The sequence below is a fragment of the Dorea sp. BIOML-A1 genome, from assembly GCF_009875615.1.
GTDB classification, from domain to species: domain Bacteria; phylum Bacillota; class Clostridia; order Lachnospirales; family Lachnospiraceae; genus Dorea_A; species Dorea_A amylophila.
Window position 1 is genome coordinate 24,190 of record NZ_WWSA01000007.1, and the last position, 15,348, is coordinate 39,537.

Sequence of the window (15,348 nt, forward strand, 5' to 3'; positions counted from 1 at the left end):
AAGTGAAATGTGAGGAATGAGATGGCGGGAATAAAAAAAGGTGCAGAGCTAAGACAGAAAATTATTGATACAGCATGGGAACTGTTTTACGAAAATGGTTATGAGAATACGACAGTAAATGATATCATCCGGAAAGTGGGAACTTCAAAAGGTGGATTTTATTATTATTTTAAGGCGAAAGAAGATTTGTTGAATTCCTTGTACTCCGTTTTCGACCGGGAATATGAAAAATTTTATGAAAATATGGACCAAAATCAGGACAGCCTGATGAAGTTGAAACAGCTCAGTCAATATGTGTCGTATTTTATTGAAGGAAATGTATCAGCAGAACTTCTGGCTGCACTTTACCAGTCACAATTGGCAAAAAAAAGTCAGGATAATTTTTTGAATCCGGACAGGTATTATATCAATCTTGTCAAAAAGATCATATCCGAGGGTCAGAAAAAAGGGGAAATCCGGACAGATATATCTGTAGAGGAGCTGGCGCATGATGTGCTGGTTCTGGAAAGAGGGATTATTATGGACTGGTGTGTCCAGAATGGTTCATTTTCGTTAGGATATTACGGAAGCCGCAGTTTTGACCTGTATATTGAATTTATGAGAGTAGGTTAAATAATAAAAGAAAAAAGATTACAGCAATGTATTTTGCTGTAGTCTTTTTTTATACCCAAGGATGCAATAGAAGCTGTTTGAGAAAAGTAATCCGTATTTTATAAAAAACAGACTGAGGTATGTATCTGCAAGTACGGATGAAAGACGGGAAAAGAAAGAAAATAAATGTAAAAACATACAATAAATAAGAAATGTATAGGTAAAATAGAAAAGAAGTCAGATAAATTGATTGACAATGACAGGGAGAATTGTTAATATTATAACTAACAACAGACCACGGTTTCTAAAAGAATGGAGGAGAAATATGGTATATACAGAGATATGTAACGCTGTGTGGATGTATCTGTGGGTAGGAGCCTTGTTACTGGCAGTAATTTTACAATGTCTGGTATTTATGAAAAAAGCCTGGAAACACGCTTTGGAATTAGGACTTCGGCCGGAACAGATAAAAAAGGGCTTAACAACAGGAATCACGATCAGCATTATGCCGACTTTGCCGGTATTGTTAGTTTTACTTTCACTTATGCCTTTGCTGGGCGTTCCGCTTCCGTGGTTGAGATTGTCAATCATAGGATCCGCATATTACGAGACCTATGCAGCGACCACAGCATTGGAGTGTGTGGGAGAAACAATGAAATTAAATGAATACAGTGCCGTAGGATGGGTAGCTGCAGCGTGGGTTATGACGATTGGAGGAAGCGCCTGTGTATTATGGTCATCCCTTGCAATCAAACCGATTTCCATGTTGTATGAAAAGGCCGAAAAGATTGATATGAAATTAGTACTTTCAATTGGAGCAGGATGTCTTGCCGGAGTTATGGCATATGTATCGGTATCTTATGGATTTAGTGCAATGTCAACAAAAGGCGTTGTGTTCTGTATCAGTTTCGCCGTTGGTGCATTGCTAGTGTGGATACATAACAAAAGACCGAAGGCCAAATGGTTGTCGGATTATCTGATGACGATCAGTATGCTGGTTGCGATGGCGGCAGCCTGTATCATCTTTTAATGAAAGAGAAAGGATGTGGAAAACATGACAGATAATGGATATCACAGGTGGATACACCGGTTTGGAATTTCATCGAGCTTGCTTTTGTTTGTGGCGATGACTGCATTTCCGGTGGCAATTAGTTTTGTATATGGAATATGGCCGGATTTTAAAGCGTTATGGCCTGGATTTGTTGCAGTGATTTTATTTATGGCACCATATTGGCCGGCCGAAACGATCGGATATATGTCGGTAATGGGACCGGGAGCGTTATATATGTCCTACATTACCGGAAATGTTACAAATCTCAGAATGCCGGCAACGATTGGAACGATTAATTCACTGGGAATTAAACCGAATACCGATGAATGTCATACAATGGCAATCATTGCATGTGGAGCATCTGTAATTACAACCGTTGTGATCGTAGCGTTAGGTGTTGTGATTGCAACTCCGCTTGCACCGGTTTTGGAATCTCCGGTGATTAAGCCTGCATTTGATTATGTTGTACCGGCATTGTTCGGAGGTCTGGTTGCGCAGACAGTTCTGAAAGGGAAAAAACAGTTTTTGTATTTTCTGGTACCATTGGCGATTTGTCTGTTTTTCTGTTATTTTACCGCAGTAAACAGTGCATATTATATGCTGATTGCGATTGCAGTATCGGTAATCATCTATGTGATGGATTATAAAAAAGAAAAACAAAAAGAAGTAAAATAGTGTTCATGGAAAGGAGCAGCGTATGAGTAAGTATACATATATTATTTGTGGGAAACTTTATAATGGTATAGATGCGGAATTCAAAGAAGGATATAAGATACTTGTCAAAGACAATAAGATAGAGGCTGTTGGCAGAGAAATTCCACAGCCGGAGACAGCAGAAGTGGTGGATCTTTCGGATGCAACCGTTACGCCGGGAATGATAGATGCGCATATGCATATGGATTATATAGACTGGCACACAATAAGAGAAGAAGTATATACTACTTCAGAAGAAGCAAAAACGATCGCGATCATCAGAACTGCACAGAAAACACTTTCCAGAGGATTTACAACAGTCAGACATCCGGGAGGAATTACTTCGAATGGTTTTGGAGTTCTGGATGTAAAAAGAGCAATAGAAAAAGGGTATATCACAGGATCGAGAATTGTGGCAGCACCTAGATTTCTGTGTGCGGCAGGAAGCCATGGTGATCTGTCGCAGGGATTTGCAAGAAATCCAGAATTATCTAATATAGTGCAGAACCTGAGATTGAGTCTCGGAGCCGGAAAAGATTTCTTTGTAAATGCGGTCAGAGAAGAGATAAAATATGGTGCGGATTTTATTAAGATCATGGCAACGGGAGGCTTCTTTACGCCATATGATAATCCGTCACAACAGCAGATGAATGATGAAGAGCTGAAAGCAATCATGGATACTGCCCATGAATGGGGAAAGACTGTTACAGCACATGTATATAGTGTAGATCATATGCAGAAACTGATAAAATTCGGAATTGACGGAATGGAACATTGTTCACTTATGGATGAAGAAACGGCACAGATGATCATAGATAATGATGTATATGTTGTTCCTACATTCTGCCCGTACGAAGAAGCGGTACATTATGATCCGGTTATGATACAGACCAAGCAGGAAGAATATAGAATTAAACTGGAATATTATAAAGACGCATTGCAGGAAGGTCGTGAAGTGATCAAAAATTGCAAGTGTAAGTTAGGATACGGCACGGACATGGTTGCAACACATCAGAATTATGAAAGTGGATATGAATTTAAAGCGTGGATGGAGAGCGGCATGGGCACTTTCCGTACCTTACATGCGGCAACAAAGGTTAATTCAGAGATACTTCAGCTGGAAGATAAGATCGGTACACTGGAACCGGGAAAATATGCAGATATTGCAGCATGGAAAAGAGACCTGATGACAGATCCGTATGCATTATTAGACTGTGCATTTGTTATGAAAGAGGGAGTAATCTATCCAACAGAAAAATGCGAGGAATTAACTGATTAATCATTAAAAACATATGGTATTTTCTGACGAATCAATGTATAATGATAGACAAAGAAATCGTGATACTTTCATCCGAAGGAGGGATACCTATGACGACACATAAGATCATAACAATAGGCAGACAATTTGGAAGCGGCGGACATGAGATTGGCAATCTTCTTGCAACAAGACTGGATATTCCGTTATATGATAACAATCTTGTCAGAATGGCAGCAGAGAAGATGGATATCAGAGAAGAGACAGCAAAGGCGATTGATGAGACTTCTCTTAACAGTTTCGTATCCAGTTATCTGATCACACCGATGGGATATTCTTCCTATATTAATTCGGAAGAATATGTGCAGCCGTTATCTGAGCAGATGTATGAACTGCAGACGGAGATCATCAAAAAACTTGCAGAACGTGGGCCATGTGTGATCGTGGGCAGATGTGCAGACTATATCCTGAAGGACAATCCAAACTGCATTAACGTATTCATCTGTGCTGACCGGGCTGACCGCATCAAACGTATAGCGGAAAGATACGATGTGTCTGAGAAGAAAGCTCTGGATCGCATCAAACGTATGGACAGAGAACGAAAATATTATTATGAAACTCATACAGGACAGGAATGGGGAAGCATCAGTTCTCATGACATATTACTGAATGCAAGCCTTCTTGGAATCGAAGGAACGGTTAATGTGCTGGAAGGAATCTATAAAAGATAACGGACAATGAAATGAAAGATGTAATAAGAAATGAGCGGCGTATGCCGCTCATTTCTTATTGCCCTTAAACATTATGATTCAAATCCAAGTACCGTTTCTGTATTCTGAATATCTGAATATAATTTCAGATGCATGCCTTCTGTATGGCATACTTTTACAATATCCTCATACTCTTTGCAATCCGGAAGTATTTTTATAAGCATGTTAGGCATATTATGAAAAATATTACGGTTAAATATACAGGGATCATTCAAAAGTACTCATATGGCCACATCCTTTCTGTAAAAATAGTCTGTATATAATGTATTATACAGAAAAAAAGAGTGAAAATTACAGGATAAATGAGAAAAATATACAAAGTAAGACTACATATTTTGCTTGAAAAATACGACCATAACATCTAGAATAAAAATGTTATGAAAAAAAGAATAAAGGAGAGACGGTAGATATGGAAATGTTTATTGATATATTACTGGATGCGGCAATCGATTGTGTGAAGATGCTTCCATTCCTGTTTCTTGCATTTCTGCTGATAGAGGCACTGGAGCATTATTCCAGTGATTTTACAAAAAAACTCATGGTGAAAGTAGATAAGGCAGGACCGGTTGTAGGAGCAATCGTAGGATGTGTCCCTCAGTGTGGATTTTCGGTTATGGCAGCAAATCTGTATTCAGGCGGAATCATTACGGTTGGAACATTGATCGCAGTGTTTCTAGCCACATCGGATGAGGCAATACTTATTATAATGGGAAATCCGGAACATGCAGGAAAGATCGGTGTGCTGCTTCTGGCAAAAGTGATCATTGCAATTATTGCAGGATATCTGGTAGATATTTTCTTTAAAAAAGAAATTGCAGTGCCGCATCATGAAGGAGAACTCTGTCATGACTGTGGATGTCACAATCATTCGGCTGGAATAGTAAAACCTGCACTTCGCCATACGGGAAAGATTTTTTTGTATCTGTTTGTATTTACGTTTATTTTAAATCTGTGTATTGACATACTTGGAATTGACAAGATTTCAGCTATGATGCTTGGAGATACTGTGTTCCAGCCGGCAATTGCGGCTTTGATCGGCCTGATTCCAAATTGTGCGGCATCCGTGATTCTGACACAGCTGTATCTGAGTGGAGCAATTTCTTTTTCCTCTGTGATTGCGGGACTTTGCACGGGAGCCGGTATCGGGCTTGTAGTATTGTTCAAAGTGAATCCGGATAAGAAGGAAAATATAAAAATTATAGCAGTATTGTATGTGATTGCTGTGATCGCAGGTCTGATCCTGGAGCTGACCGGAGTGTAGAATGCTGTCTGTGGCATAGAATTGCATTTTTGGAAGAATGTGTTATAATATTGACAACTAGGTGATGAGGCTTAGAGAGATTTAGGAGGAAATGAAATGGCTACAAAAAAAGTAACAACAGCAACCACAAAGGATGTAACTGCAAAAGTAACTGCACCAGTGACAAAGACATCAGAAAAAGCAGAGACAACGAAGAAAGCAGAGACAGTAAAGGCAGTGGCAGCAACAGAGCCGAAGAAGATAGAGAAGGAGCCGGTAAAAACAGCAGCTCCAAAGACCGAGCCAGTAAAACCGACTACAAAAGAAGAAACAGCTAAGCCGGAAGCAAAGAAGGCCGAGAAAAAAGTTGAAGACAAAGCTGTAAAGACAGAATCTGTCAAGAAAGCTGAAGCTGAGACAAAGACAGCAGCAAAGAAGACGACAGCAAAGAAGACAACTGCGAGAAAAACAACAGCAAAAAAAGAAATCAAAGTAAGTGCGTTTGTAGAATACTTTGGAAAACAGGTAGAAGAAAAAGATATGATCGCAAGAGTAAAGAAGGCATGGACATCTTCTGGAAAGAAAATCGGAGATATCAAGACGATGGAGTTATACATAAAACCAGAAGAATCTGCAGTATACTATGTTATTAATGGAACAGAGACAGGAGCAGTAGCATTCTAGAGGCGGATATAAGGAACCAAAGGCTGTGAATCTTCGGAGGCACAGTCTTTTCTATTCTTAAAGCATAATAAGGGGCAAAGGAGAAACGGGTATGAATATGGAGAACTTTACATCAGTTTTTAATTCGGCAGATGGGCCCACGAGTATATTTGTTGCAGGGAAGACACCGGAGATAATGGGTGTGCTGATTGCGATTGTTGTAGTGGGTGTGATTATTTCATTGTTTGGTCTGAAGCTTGTAAGAGTACTTTCGGCGATGATGGGACTTGGAACCGGAGCAGTGATCGGAGCAGTGATCGGAACAGTGGCAGGTCTTGATACGACAAAGATGGTTGCGACAATTGCCGTGTGCGGAGTGGTATTGTGTATCATGTGTGCAGTACTACGAAAATTCGGAATATTTATTATGACTTTCTTGGGATCATGGGGGACATTTGTTACCCTTGTGGAAGCGCGGTCAGTTATAGTACTTGGAATCTGCGCAGCGGTTGCACTGGTCATCGCAATACTGACAGTCATCTTTGCGGAATTCCTGGTCATCTTTGTAACCGGTATTGTAGGAGGAGTGGAAGCAGGAATGGCACTTCCGTTTCTTCTTGGGATGACAAAGATTGGCTGGATCGGATATGTAATGAGTGCAGCGATCGCAGTAATTGGCATCACGGTTCAGACAATGATGCAGTCGAGAAAGATCGGAAAGAGGGAAAAAATATTTTCGAAAAAGATCAAAGAACAGGTTTCGATGGAATCGGAAGTAGAAAAGGCCAGAATGCTTCTCGATGATGGAGATGTGGAAGAATCTCAGGAGGAAGAAACGGAAGCCGGAGATCAGGGAGATCAGGGAGATCAGGGAGAACCGGAAGAGACGGTGACAGAGATATTTGACATAGACGATGATAAGCCGGAGCCGGAAGATACAGATGATGAGGAAAATGTAGATGTCAAAATGACGGATGTGCCGGAAGGCGGATTCCTGGATGAAGATGATGTCGAGATATTCGAGACAGACGATTCGGATGTCGTAGTTCTTCATGCGGATGATATTGACTAAAGCAAAAAATATATACCCGTTGCAGAAAATTAAGATCTGCAACGGGTATTTTTGTTATAAGGGATGTGCTATAATGTTGCTAAGAATAAAGTTAAGGAGGCTTACTTATGAAATTGGATATGCATTGCCATGTGCGGGAAGGCTCAGTAGACAGCAGGGTAAGCTTGGACGAATACATCACAACCCTGAAGAAAAAAGGATTTGACGGGATGCTGATCACAGATCACGATACGTATCATGGTTATCGTCATTGGAAATATCATATGAAAGGCAAGGTACATGAAGATTTTGTTGTGTTGAAAGGAATCGAGTATGATACTCTGGATGCGGGACATATCATTTGTATTATGCCGGAAGGTGTAAAGATGCGTCTTCTGGAAGTAAAGGGACTCCCGGTGTCAGTTCTGATTGACTTTGTGCACAGACACGGAGGAATTCTCGGACCGGCACATCCATGCGGGGAAAAGTATCTGAGTTTTACTAATACGGGAAGGTTTTATAAATCACCGGAACTGATCAAAAGGTTTGATTTCATTGAGGCGTTTAATGCATGTGAATCAGCAGAATCGAATGAAGGAGCAAGGAAACTTGCAGAGAAATACAAAAAGCCGGGAATCGGCGGAAGTGACGCACACAGACCGGACTGCATAGGGACAGGCTATACCATTCTTCCGGAAAGAGTGACCTGTGAGACGGAACTGATCGCCCTGATACGGAGTAAAGCGGCAATTGAGGCCGGAGGCGTGTTGTACGGAAAGACAGCCAAAGACAAGATGGGACCGGCGCATAAGATCCTGACGTATTCATTCTGGTTCTATAATAAGGGCGGGGCACTTCTGAAAAAACGAAAAAGAACCTTGAAAGGAAAGATTGAAAATCCGGCAACACCGATTGATCCGATTGAAATTCCATACCTGCATAATATAAAAAAACAGAAATAAAAAGAAGATGTATTTTTGAAAAATTATGCATTAAAATTTATAATTTCTTGCATGCCCTTTTTTACTGTGCTAAAATACAGTATAAAATTATGAGAATCAAGGAGGTAGAGATTCGTTATGGGAATGACGATGACACAGAAGATATTGGCAGCACATGCTGGTCTCGACAGTGTGACAGCCGGTCAGTTAATAGAAGCAAAATTAGATGTAGTCATGGCAAATGATATTACAGGTCCTATGGCATTACCAATCTTCAGACAGATGGCAGATAAAGTATTTGATAAAGATAAAGTAGTTCTTGTTCCGGACCATTTTACACCGAACAAAGACATCAAGTCTGCGGAGAACTCAAAAGCAATCCGTGAGTTTGCCAAAGATCAGGGGCTCAGCTGGTATTTTGAACAGGGAAAATCAGGAGTAGAACATGCAATTCTTCCGGAAGCAGGAGTGGTTGCAGCAGGTGAATGTATCATCGGAGCAGATTCGCATACTTGCACATATGGTGCACTTGGTGCATTTTCGACAGGTGTCGGAACGACGGATATTGCAACAGGTATGGCAATGGGAGAACTGTGGTTCAAAGTTCCGAGTGCGATCAAGTTCGTACTGACAGGGAAACCGGGCAGATATGTAAGCGGTAAAGATATCATCATTCATATCATCGGCAAGATCGGTGTAGATGGTGCGCTTTATAAATCTATGGAATTTACCGGAGACGGAATCAGGAATCTTTCTATGGCAGACAGATTCACAATGGCAAATATGGCGATCGAAGCCGGAGCCAAGAACGGAATCTTCCCGGTAGATGAGAAGACAGAAGAATATTTAAAAGAACATACAAAGAAAGACTATCATGTATATGAAGCGGACGAAGATGCGGAATACGAAAGTATTGTAGAGATTGATCTTTCAGAAGTCCGTCCAACCGTTGCATTTCCACATCTTCCGGGAAATGCGAAGACAATTGACGAGATCGAGGCAATGGAACCGATCAAAATCGATCAGGTTGTGATAGGATCCTGTACAAACGGAAGAATGGAAGATATGAGAAAAGCAGCTGCCATTCTTCAGGGACATACGGTTCATCCGGATGTACGTGTTATGGTCATTCCGGCTACACAGAAGATATACAAACAGTGTATCAGAGAAGGTCTTCTGGAAATTTTCGTAGACGCAGGATGTGCAGTCAATACACCAAGCTGCGGACCTTGTATGGGTGGACATATGGGCGTTATGGCAGCAGGAGAAAAATGTGTATCTACAACAAACCGTAACTTTGTAGGAAGAATGGGACATGTAGATTCTCTGATTTATCTGGCATCACCGGAAGTAGCAGCAGCAAGTGCGATCGCAGGATACATCGCAAATCCAGAGAAAGTAGGTGACAAATAATGAAAGCTTTAGGACATGTTTTTAAATACGGCGATAACGTAGATACAGACGTAATCATCCCGGCAAGATATCTGAATTCTTATGATGCACAGGAGCTTGCGAGCCATGCAATGGCAGATATCGATCCTGAATTCGTCAATAAGGTACAGCCTGGAGATATCATTGTTGCCAACAAGAACTTTGGATGTGGTTCTTCCAGAGAACATGCACCGTTATGTCTTAAGACAGCAGGTGTCAGTTGCGTTATTGCAGAGACATTTGCAAGAATTTTCTATCGCAATGCGATCAACATCGGACTTCCGATCATTGAGTGTCCGGAGGCTGCAAAAGCAATTGAAGCAGGTGATGAAGTAGAGATTGATTTTGACAGCGGTAAGATCTATGACAGAACAAAAGGAACAGAATTCAAGGGACAGCCGTTTCCAGAGTTCATGCAGAAACTGATCGCAGCAGGCGGACTGGTAAAATATACAAACAGTAAGAGAAAGTAATCATAATAAGGAGAGCGTTGGCATGGGTTTATATTACAAAAGTACAAGAAATTCTAATCTGAAAGTAACAGCATCAGAGGCAATTCTGAAAGGACTTGCTCCGGATGGCGGACTTTTTGTACCATCAGAACTTCCAAAGCTGGATGTAACAATGTCAGATCTGAAAGGAAAGACATATCAGGAGATCGCATATCTCGTAATGAAGCAGTTCCTGACAGATTTTACAGAAGAGGAACTGAAAAACTGTATTGATAAAGCATATGACAGCAAATTTGACACAGAAGAAATTGCGCCGCTCGTAAAAGTAGATGATACTTATTACATGGAATTGTTCCATGGTGCAACAATCGCATTCAAAGATATGGCATTATCAATCCTGCCGCATCTGATGACAACTTCGGCAAAGAAGAACGACGTTAAAAATGAGATCGTGATTCTGACTGCAACATCCGGAGATACAGGAAAGGCCGCACTTGCAGGCTTTGCGGATGTGGAAGGAACGAGGATCATCGTATTCTATCCAAAGAATGGTGTCAGCAAGGTACAGGAACTCCAGATGGTGACACAGAGAGGAGAGAATGTAAACGTAGTAGCGATCCATGGCAATTTCGATAATGCACAGAGTGGTGTGAAAGCGATGTTCGAAGATACAGAACTGGCGGAAGAACTCGCAAAGAAAGGCTATCAGTTTTCATCAGCCAACTCTATCAATATCGGACGTCTGGTTCCACAGGTGGTATATTACGTCAATGCATATGCAAAACTTCTGGAAAATGAAGAGATTGAAGATGGTGAAAAGATCAATGTGGTAGTACCGACAGGTAACTTTGGAAATATCCTGGCTGCATATTATGCAAAACAGATGGGAGTACCGATTGATAAGCTGGTATGTGCTTCAAATGACAATAAGGTATTGTTTGACTTCTTCCAGACAGGAGATTATGACAGAAACCGTGAGTTTATCCTCACTACATCCCCATCCATGGATATTCTGATCTCCAGCAATCTGGAACGTCTGATCTACAGAATCAGCGGGGATGATGATCAGAAGACGAAGGATATGATGGAAGCATTAAAATCCGCCGGAAAATATACAATCACAGAAGATATGAAGGAGCGTCTTGCTGATTTCGCAGCAGGGTACGCAACAGAAGAAGAGTGCGCAGAGAATATTAAAAAAGTATACGATAAGACAGGATATGTTATGGACACGCATACAAGTGTAGCGTCGTATGTATGCGGCTGTTATCAGAAGAACAGTGGCGACGATAAGAAATGTGTGATCGCGTCGACTGCAAGTCCGTACAAATTCGTGAAGAGTGTGATGAGCGCAATCGATCCGAAGTATGCTGATCAGGATGAATTCAGCCTTCTGAGTGTTTTGGAAGAAACATCCGGACGTGAGATGCCACAGGCAATCAAAGATATTCTGAATGCTAATATCCTGCATGATCTGGAATGTGATGCAGATAAAATGAAAGACACAGTAAAGAATATTTTAGAAGTATAAAACTTTATATTAAAAATAAATAAAATTCATAATCGATAAAAAATACTAAATGCAAGGTTTCTATAAAAATCTTGCATTTTTGAACTATATAAAAGAATAAAAGCAGAAAAAATAACGGATTAAGATATAGGAGTTGCAAAATAGTGCTTTGAAAAGATTGTTAAAGTGTTGACTTTTGCGCAGAAAAATGCAATAATAAGGCAAATGCTGTTGTGGGAGAGTATGAAAAACCAGAATTTATAAATATACAGCAGTAAATAAAAGAAAAGAGGTTAAATGAAGATGGCTAAAATCGATTTAAGTAAGTATGGCATTTCAGGAACGACGGAAATCGTGCACAATCCTTCTTATGAATTATTATTTGAGGAAGAGACAAAACCGGAACTGGAAGGTTTTGAAAAAGGACAGGAAAGTGAACTTGGTGCAGTCAATGTAATGACAGGTATCTATACTGGACGTTCTCCTAAAGATAAGTTCATCGTAGTTGATGAGAATTCAAAAGATACTGTATGGTGGACATCTGATGAATATAAGAATGATAACCATCCTGCAACACAGGAAGCTTGGGACGCAGTAAAAGATATTGCAATCAAAGAACTTTCTAACAAGAAACTTTATGTTGTAGATGCATTCTGCGGAGCAAACAAAGACACACGTATGGCAATCCGTTTCATCGTAGAAGTAGCTTGGCAGGCACATTTTGTAACAAATATGTTCATCAAACCTTCAGAAGAAGAACTTGAGAATTTTGAGCCAGACTTCGTAGTATACAATGCTTCTAAAGCAAAAGTTGAAAATTACAAAGAATTAGGACTGAATTCAGAGACAGCAGTAATGTTTAACATTACAAGTAAAGAGCAGGTTATCGTGAATACATGGTACGGCGGAGAAATGAAGAAAGGTATGTTCTCTATGATGAACTACTTCCTCCCACTTAAGGGAATGGCTTCTATGCACTGCTCAGCCAATACAGATCTGAACGGAGAGAATACAGCAATCTTCTTCGGACTTTCAGGAACAGGAAAGACAACACTTTCTACAGATCCTAAGCGTCTTCTGATCGGTGATGACGAGCACGGATGGGATGACAACGGAGTATTTAACTTTGAAGGCGGATGCTATGCTAAGGTTATTAACCTTGACAAAGAGTCTGAGCCGGATATCTACAATGCAATCAAGCGTAACGCACTTCTTGAGAACGTAACACTTGATGAAAATGGAAAGATTGATTTCGCAGATAAGAGTGTAACAGAGAATACACGTGTATCTTACCCGATCAATCATATTGAAAATATCGTGCGTCCTGTATCTTCAGCACCTGCTGCTAAAAATGTAATCTTCCTGTCAGCTGATGCATTCGGAGTACTTCCACCGGTATCTGTACTGACACCAGAGCAGACACAGTACTACTTCCTGTCAGGATTTACAGCAAAACTTGCAGGTACAGAGCGTGGAATCACAGAGCCTACACCTACATTCTCAGCTTGCTTCGGACAGGCATTCCTGGAACTGCATCCTACAAAATATGCAGAGGAACTTGTTAAGAAGATGGAGAAGAGCGGTGCAAAAGCATACCTGGTTAACACAGGATGGAACGGAACAGGAAAACGTATCTCTATCAAGGATACACGTGGAATCATTGATGCCATCCTGAACGGAGACATCAAGAATGCTCCAACAAAGACAATTCCATACTTCAACTTCGAAGTACCTACAGAACTTACCGGTGTTGACACAGGAATCCTTGATCCTCGTGACACATATGCCGATGCAGCTGAGTGGGATGAAAAAGCAAAAGATCTTGCTACAAGATTCATCAAGAACTTTGCTAAATATGAAGGAAATGAAGCTGGTAAAGCTTTAGTTTCAGCAGGACCACAGTTATAAGAGACACTTATCTATCTGATTAAAATCAGACAATTGTAAAGGGTTGTAAAATCCATGTAAATGGGTTATAATAAGTGCAGTGGAAACCTGAAATGTTCGATACTCTTGTAGTTTTGAACCTACAATACTTTAAACGGGAGTCTTACATCTCTGTAATATGTCAGGCCATCGACTTTGCAGTGGAAGGCAGAAAAGCAGATGCGGATACCCACCTAGCGGGTGCTAGGAGTCAGAATACAGGAACCGGCATTTTGGGGAATATACAAAAGATAAAAGACAGTCGTTTTAACGGCTGTCTTTTTTTGAAATCGCCATCAGGTTCAGGTAAGCGGATCTGAGAAAGACAGTCAAAGAAAGGAAAATAAAGTGCGGAAACGGAACAACAGGCATTATAGCATCTACATTGCATGGATTTTATTGCTGCTGTGTCTGATTACAGGGCTGAAATCCGGGTTAGAAAAAAATGCAGCCGGAAAGAAGGAGTCCTATCCGGGAATATCGATTCAGAGCCGGTGGGAAGAATTGTGGAAAACAGTATCATCGAAAGACAGAGAGGAAGAAAGTGAAAGTAAAGACAAAACCCCGGAAAAGGATGCGGATTCTCAGAGAAATATCCGGGTATTGATCATGACAGATGGATATCAGCAGATCGTACATAGAGAGGTAGAAATCAGTGCAGCGGGAGGCTTAAGAATTGAAAAGAAGGATGGGCTGGAAGAAACTGCAGGAAATGAAAAAATTAAGATCACAAAAGAAGATACGGGATTTCAAAACGGAAAGATCCGTATACAGGCAATTGATGGAGGAGAGATAACCGTTCGCAGCATCAGGCGGGGCTATGGGAATCCGTCTTATGCAGGTGCGTTGGATCTGTATGCCACATCAGAAGGGGTTGTGATGGTAAATGAACTTCCGCTGGAGAATTATCTGTGTAAAGTGGTTCCGAGTGAGATGCCTGCATCATATCAGAAGGAAGCATTAAAGGCCCAGGCGATATGCGCAAGAAGTTATGCATACCGGCAGATTATGGATTATGCATATCCGGAATATCAGGCTCATGTGAATGACAGTACGGATTACCAGGTGTATAATAATTCGGCATCGCAACAAGCTGCAACAGAGGCTGTACAGGAGACGGCAGGAAAAGTATTGAAATATAATGGAAATATTATAACCGCCTATTACTATTCGACATCCTGCGGAAAGACAACAACGATGGCTGCGTGGGGAACGAAAGAGAAGGCAGAAAATGCATATCTTCAGTCTGTAGAAGTGAAAGATCAGACAGGTGATTATGAGAAAAATCTTCCATGGTACCGGTGGGAAGCAGATATAGATCAGAATACATTGTCCAAAATGATCGCAGAGAATACAAAAAAGAATATAGGAACTGTTCAGTCACTGGAGGTGACGAAAAGCGGACCGGGCGGTGCAGCGTTACAGATAAAAGTATCAGGAGATCTGGGAACAGTTGTTGTTGATACGGAAAATAAGATCCGCAGAGCACTGGGGGGAAGCGGATATGAGATAAAGAAACAGGACGGGACAGCTGTAAAGGGAAGCAGACTTCTTCCGAGTGCCTTTTTTAAAGTAGAAAAGAAAGGAAACATCTTCAAGATTAAGGGTGGTGGATATGGACACGGTATTGGCATGAGTCAGAACGGAGCAAATGAAATGGCAAAAAAAGGAAAGAATTATCAGCAAATACTGCAAATGTTCTATCCCGGAACGACAATTGAATGATAAGTATAATCAATGAAAAAGTATTTGAAAAAACATAACAAGAAACAGA

General features: G+C 40.8%; 14 protein-coding genes and 1 other RNA gene. All 15 read left to right on the plus strand.

Annotation, left to right across the window (positions count from 1 at the left end; all coding sequences use genetic code 11):
• Positions 1 to 21 precede the first annotated feature (21 nt).
• The 15 genes from GT508_RS04550 to GT508_RS04620 all read left to right on the plus strand — a co-directional run bounded on the left by GT508_RS04550 (position 22) and on the right by GT508_RS04620 (position 15,299).
• Positions 22 to 612, plus strand: coding sequence for a TetR/AcrR family transcriptional regulator (locus GT508_RS04550; RefSeq protein ID WP_055281304.1), 591 nt, complete (start codon positions 22 to 24; stop codon positions 610 to 612).
• Between the two features lie 304 nt (positions 613 to 916).
• Positions 917 to 1,621 carry a DUF5058 family protein gene (locus GT508_RS04555; RefSeq protein ID WP_055281306.1) on the plus strand — a complete coding sequence of 235 codons (705 nt, stop codon included), beginning with the start codon at positions 917 to 919 and terminating at the stop codon, positions 1,619 to 1,621.
• A 24-nt stretch (positions 1,622 to 1,645) separates the two neighbouring features.
• A complete protein-coding gene (locus GT508_RS04560; protein WP_118224913.1) occupies positions 1,646 to 2,317 on the plus strand; it encodes a hypothetical protein in 672 nt (223 codons plus the stop codon).
• 22 nt (positions 2,318 to 2,339) lie between these two features.
• Complete coding sequence (locus GT508_RS04565) at positions 2,340 to 3,614, plus strand: amidohydrolase family protein (protein WP_161143666.1); 1,275 nt, start codon at positions 2,340 to 2,342, stop codon at positions 3,612 to 3,614.
• 89 nt (positions 3,615 to 3,703) lie between these two features.
• The gene (locus GT508_RS04570; protein ID WP_028086866.1) at positions 3,704 to 4,321 is read left to right on the plus strand and encodes a cytidylate kinase-like family protein; all 618 of its coding nucleotides are present in this window, start codon (positions 3,704 to 3,706) and stop codon (positions 4,319 to 4,321) included.
• 448 nt (positions 4,322 to 4,769) lie between these two features.
• Positions 4,770 to 5,621 carry a putative manganese transporter gene (locus GT508_RS04575; protein WP_055281314.1) on the plus strand — a complete coding sequence of 284 codons (852 nt, stop codon included), beginning with the start codon at positions 4,770 to 4,772 and terminating at the stop codon, positions 5,619 to 5,621.
• A gap of 96 nt (positions 5,622 to 5,717) precedes the next feature.
• On the plus strand, positions 5,718 to 6,284 hold the full coding sequence (locus GT508_RS04580; RefSeq protein WP_117597052.1) for a DUF6465 family protein: 567 nt from the start codon (positions 5,718 to 5,720) through the stop codon (positions 6,282 to 6,284).
• Between the two features lie 91 nt (positions 6,285 to 6,375).
• Entirely contained in the window at positions 6,376 to 7,335 is a 960-nt protein-coding gene (locus GT508_RS04585) for a TMEM198/TM7SF3 family protein (protein ID WP_161143667.1), read from the plus strand.
• Between the two features lie 107 nt (positions 7,336 to 7,442).
• Positions 7,443 to 8,276, plus strand: coding sequence for a PHP domain-containing protein (locus GT508_RS04590; RefSeq protein WP_161143668.1), 834 nt, complete (start codon positions 7,443 to 7,445; stop codon positions 8,274 to 8,276).
• 117 nt (positions 8,277 to 8,393) lie between these two features.
• The gene (gene leuC, locus GT508_RS04595; protein ID WP_055281321.1) at positions 8,394 to 9,668 is read left to right on the plus strand and encodes a 3-isopropylmalate dehydratase large subunit; all 1,275 of its coding nucleotides are present in this window, start codon (positions 8,394 to 8,396) and stop codon (positions 9,666 to 9,668) included.
• A complete protein-coding gene (locus tag GT508_RS04600) occupies positions 9,668 to 10,159 on the plus strand; it encodes a 3-isopropylmalate dehydratase small subunit (RefSeq protein ID WP_055281323.1) in 492 nt (163 codons plus the stop codon). The genes leuC and GT508_RS04600 overlap by 1 nt, the downstream gene beginning before the upstream one ends.
• A gap of 22 nt (positions 10,160 to 10,181) precedes the next feature.
• On the plus strand, positions 10,182 to 11,669 hold the full coding sequence (gene thrC, locus GT508_RS04605) for a threonine synthase (protein WP_118378265.1): 1,488 nt from the start codon (positions 10,182 to 10,184) through the stop codon (positions 11,667 to 11,669).
• Positions 11,670 to 11,951: 282 nt separating this feature from the next.
• On the plus strand, positions 11,952 to 13,556 hold the full coding sequence (pckA, locus tag GT508_RS04610; protein ID WP_161143669.1) for a phosphoenolpyruvate carboxykinase (ATP): 1,605 nt from the start codon (positions 11,952 to 11,954) through the stop codon (positions 13,554 to 13,556).
• 81 nt (positions 13,557 to 13,637) lie between these two features.
• A non-coding RNA gene (gene ssrS / locus GT508_RS04615) (6S RNA) lies at positions 13,638 to 13,818 on the plus strand.
• Positions 13,819 to 13,922: 104 nt separating this feature from the next.
• Complete coding sequence (locus tag GT508_RS04620; protein WP_330576884.1) at positions 13,923 to 15,299, plus strand: SpoIID/LytB domain-containing protein; 1,377 nt, start codon at positions 13,923 to 13,925, stop codon at positions 15,297 to 15,299.
• Positions 15,300 to 15,348 lie beyond the last annotated feature (49 nt).

Bases quoted from the DNA above. Each gene is read 5' to 3' on its own strand.
- GT508_RS04550 (WP_055281304.1), top strand. From the start codon at position 22: ATGGCGGGAATAAAAAAAGGTGCAGAGCTAAGACAGAAAATTATTGAT.
- GT508_RS04555 (WP_055281306.1), top strand. From the start codon at position 917: ATGGTATATACAGAGATATGTAACGCTGTGTGGATGTATCTGTGGGTA.
- GT508_RS04560 (WP_118224913.1), top strand. From the start codon at position 1,646: ATGACAGATAATGGATATCACAGGTGGATACACCGGTTTGGAATTTCA.
- GT508_RS04565 (WP_161143666.1), top strand. From the start codon at position 2,340: ATGAGTAAGTATACATATATTATTTGTGGGAAACTTTATAATGGTATA.
- GT508_RS04570 (WP_028086866.1), top strand. From the start codon at position 3,704: ATGACGACACATAAGATCATAACAATAGGCAGACAATTTGGAAGCGGC.
- GT508_RS04575 (WP_055281314.1), top strand. From the start codon at position 4,770: ATGGAAATGTTTATTGATATATTACTGGATGCGGCAATCGATTGTGTG.
- GT508_RS04580 (WP_117597052.1), top strand. From the start codon at position 5,718: ATGGCTACAAAAAAAGTAACAACAGCAACCACAAAGGATGTAACTGCA.
- GT508_RS04585 (WP_161143667.1), top strand. From the start codon at position 6,376: ATGAATATGGAGAACTTTACATCAGTTTTTAATTCGGCAGATGGGCCC.
- GT508_RS04590 (WP_161143668.1), top strand. From the start codon at position 7,443: ATGAAATTGGATATGCATTGCCATGTGCGGGAAGGCTCAGTAGACAGC.
- leuC (WP_055281321.1), top strand. From the start codon at position 8,394: ATGGGAATGACGATGACACAGAAGATATTGGCAGCACATGCTGGTCTC.
- GT508_RS04600 (WP_055281323.1), top strand. From the start codon at position 9,668: ATGAAAGCTTTAGGACATGTTTTTAAATACGGCGATAACGTAGATACA.
- thrC (WP_118378265.1), top strand. From the start codon at position 10,182: ATGGGTTTATATTACAAAAGTACAAGAAATTCTAATCTGAAAGTAACA.
- pckA (WP_161143669.1), top strand. From the start codon at position 11,952: ATGGCTAAAATCGATTTAAGTAAGTATGGCATTTCAGGAACGACGGAA.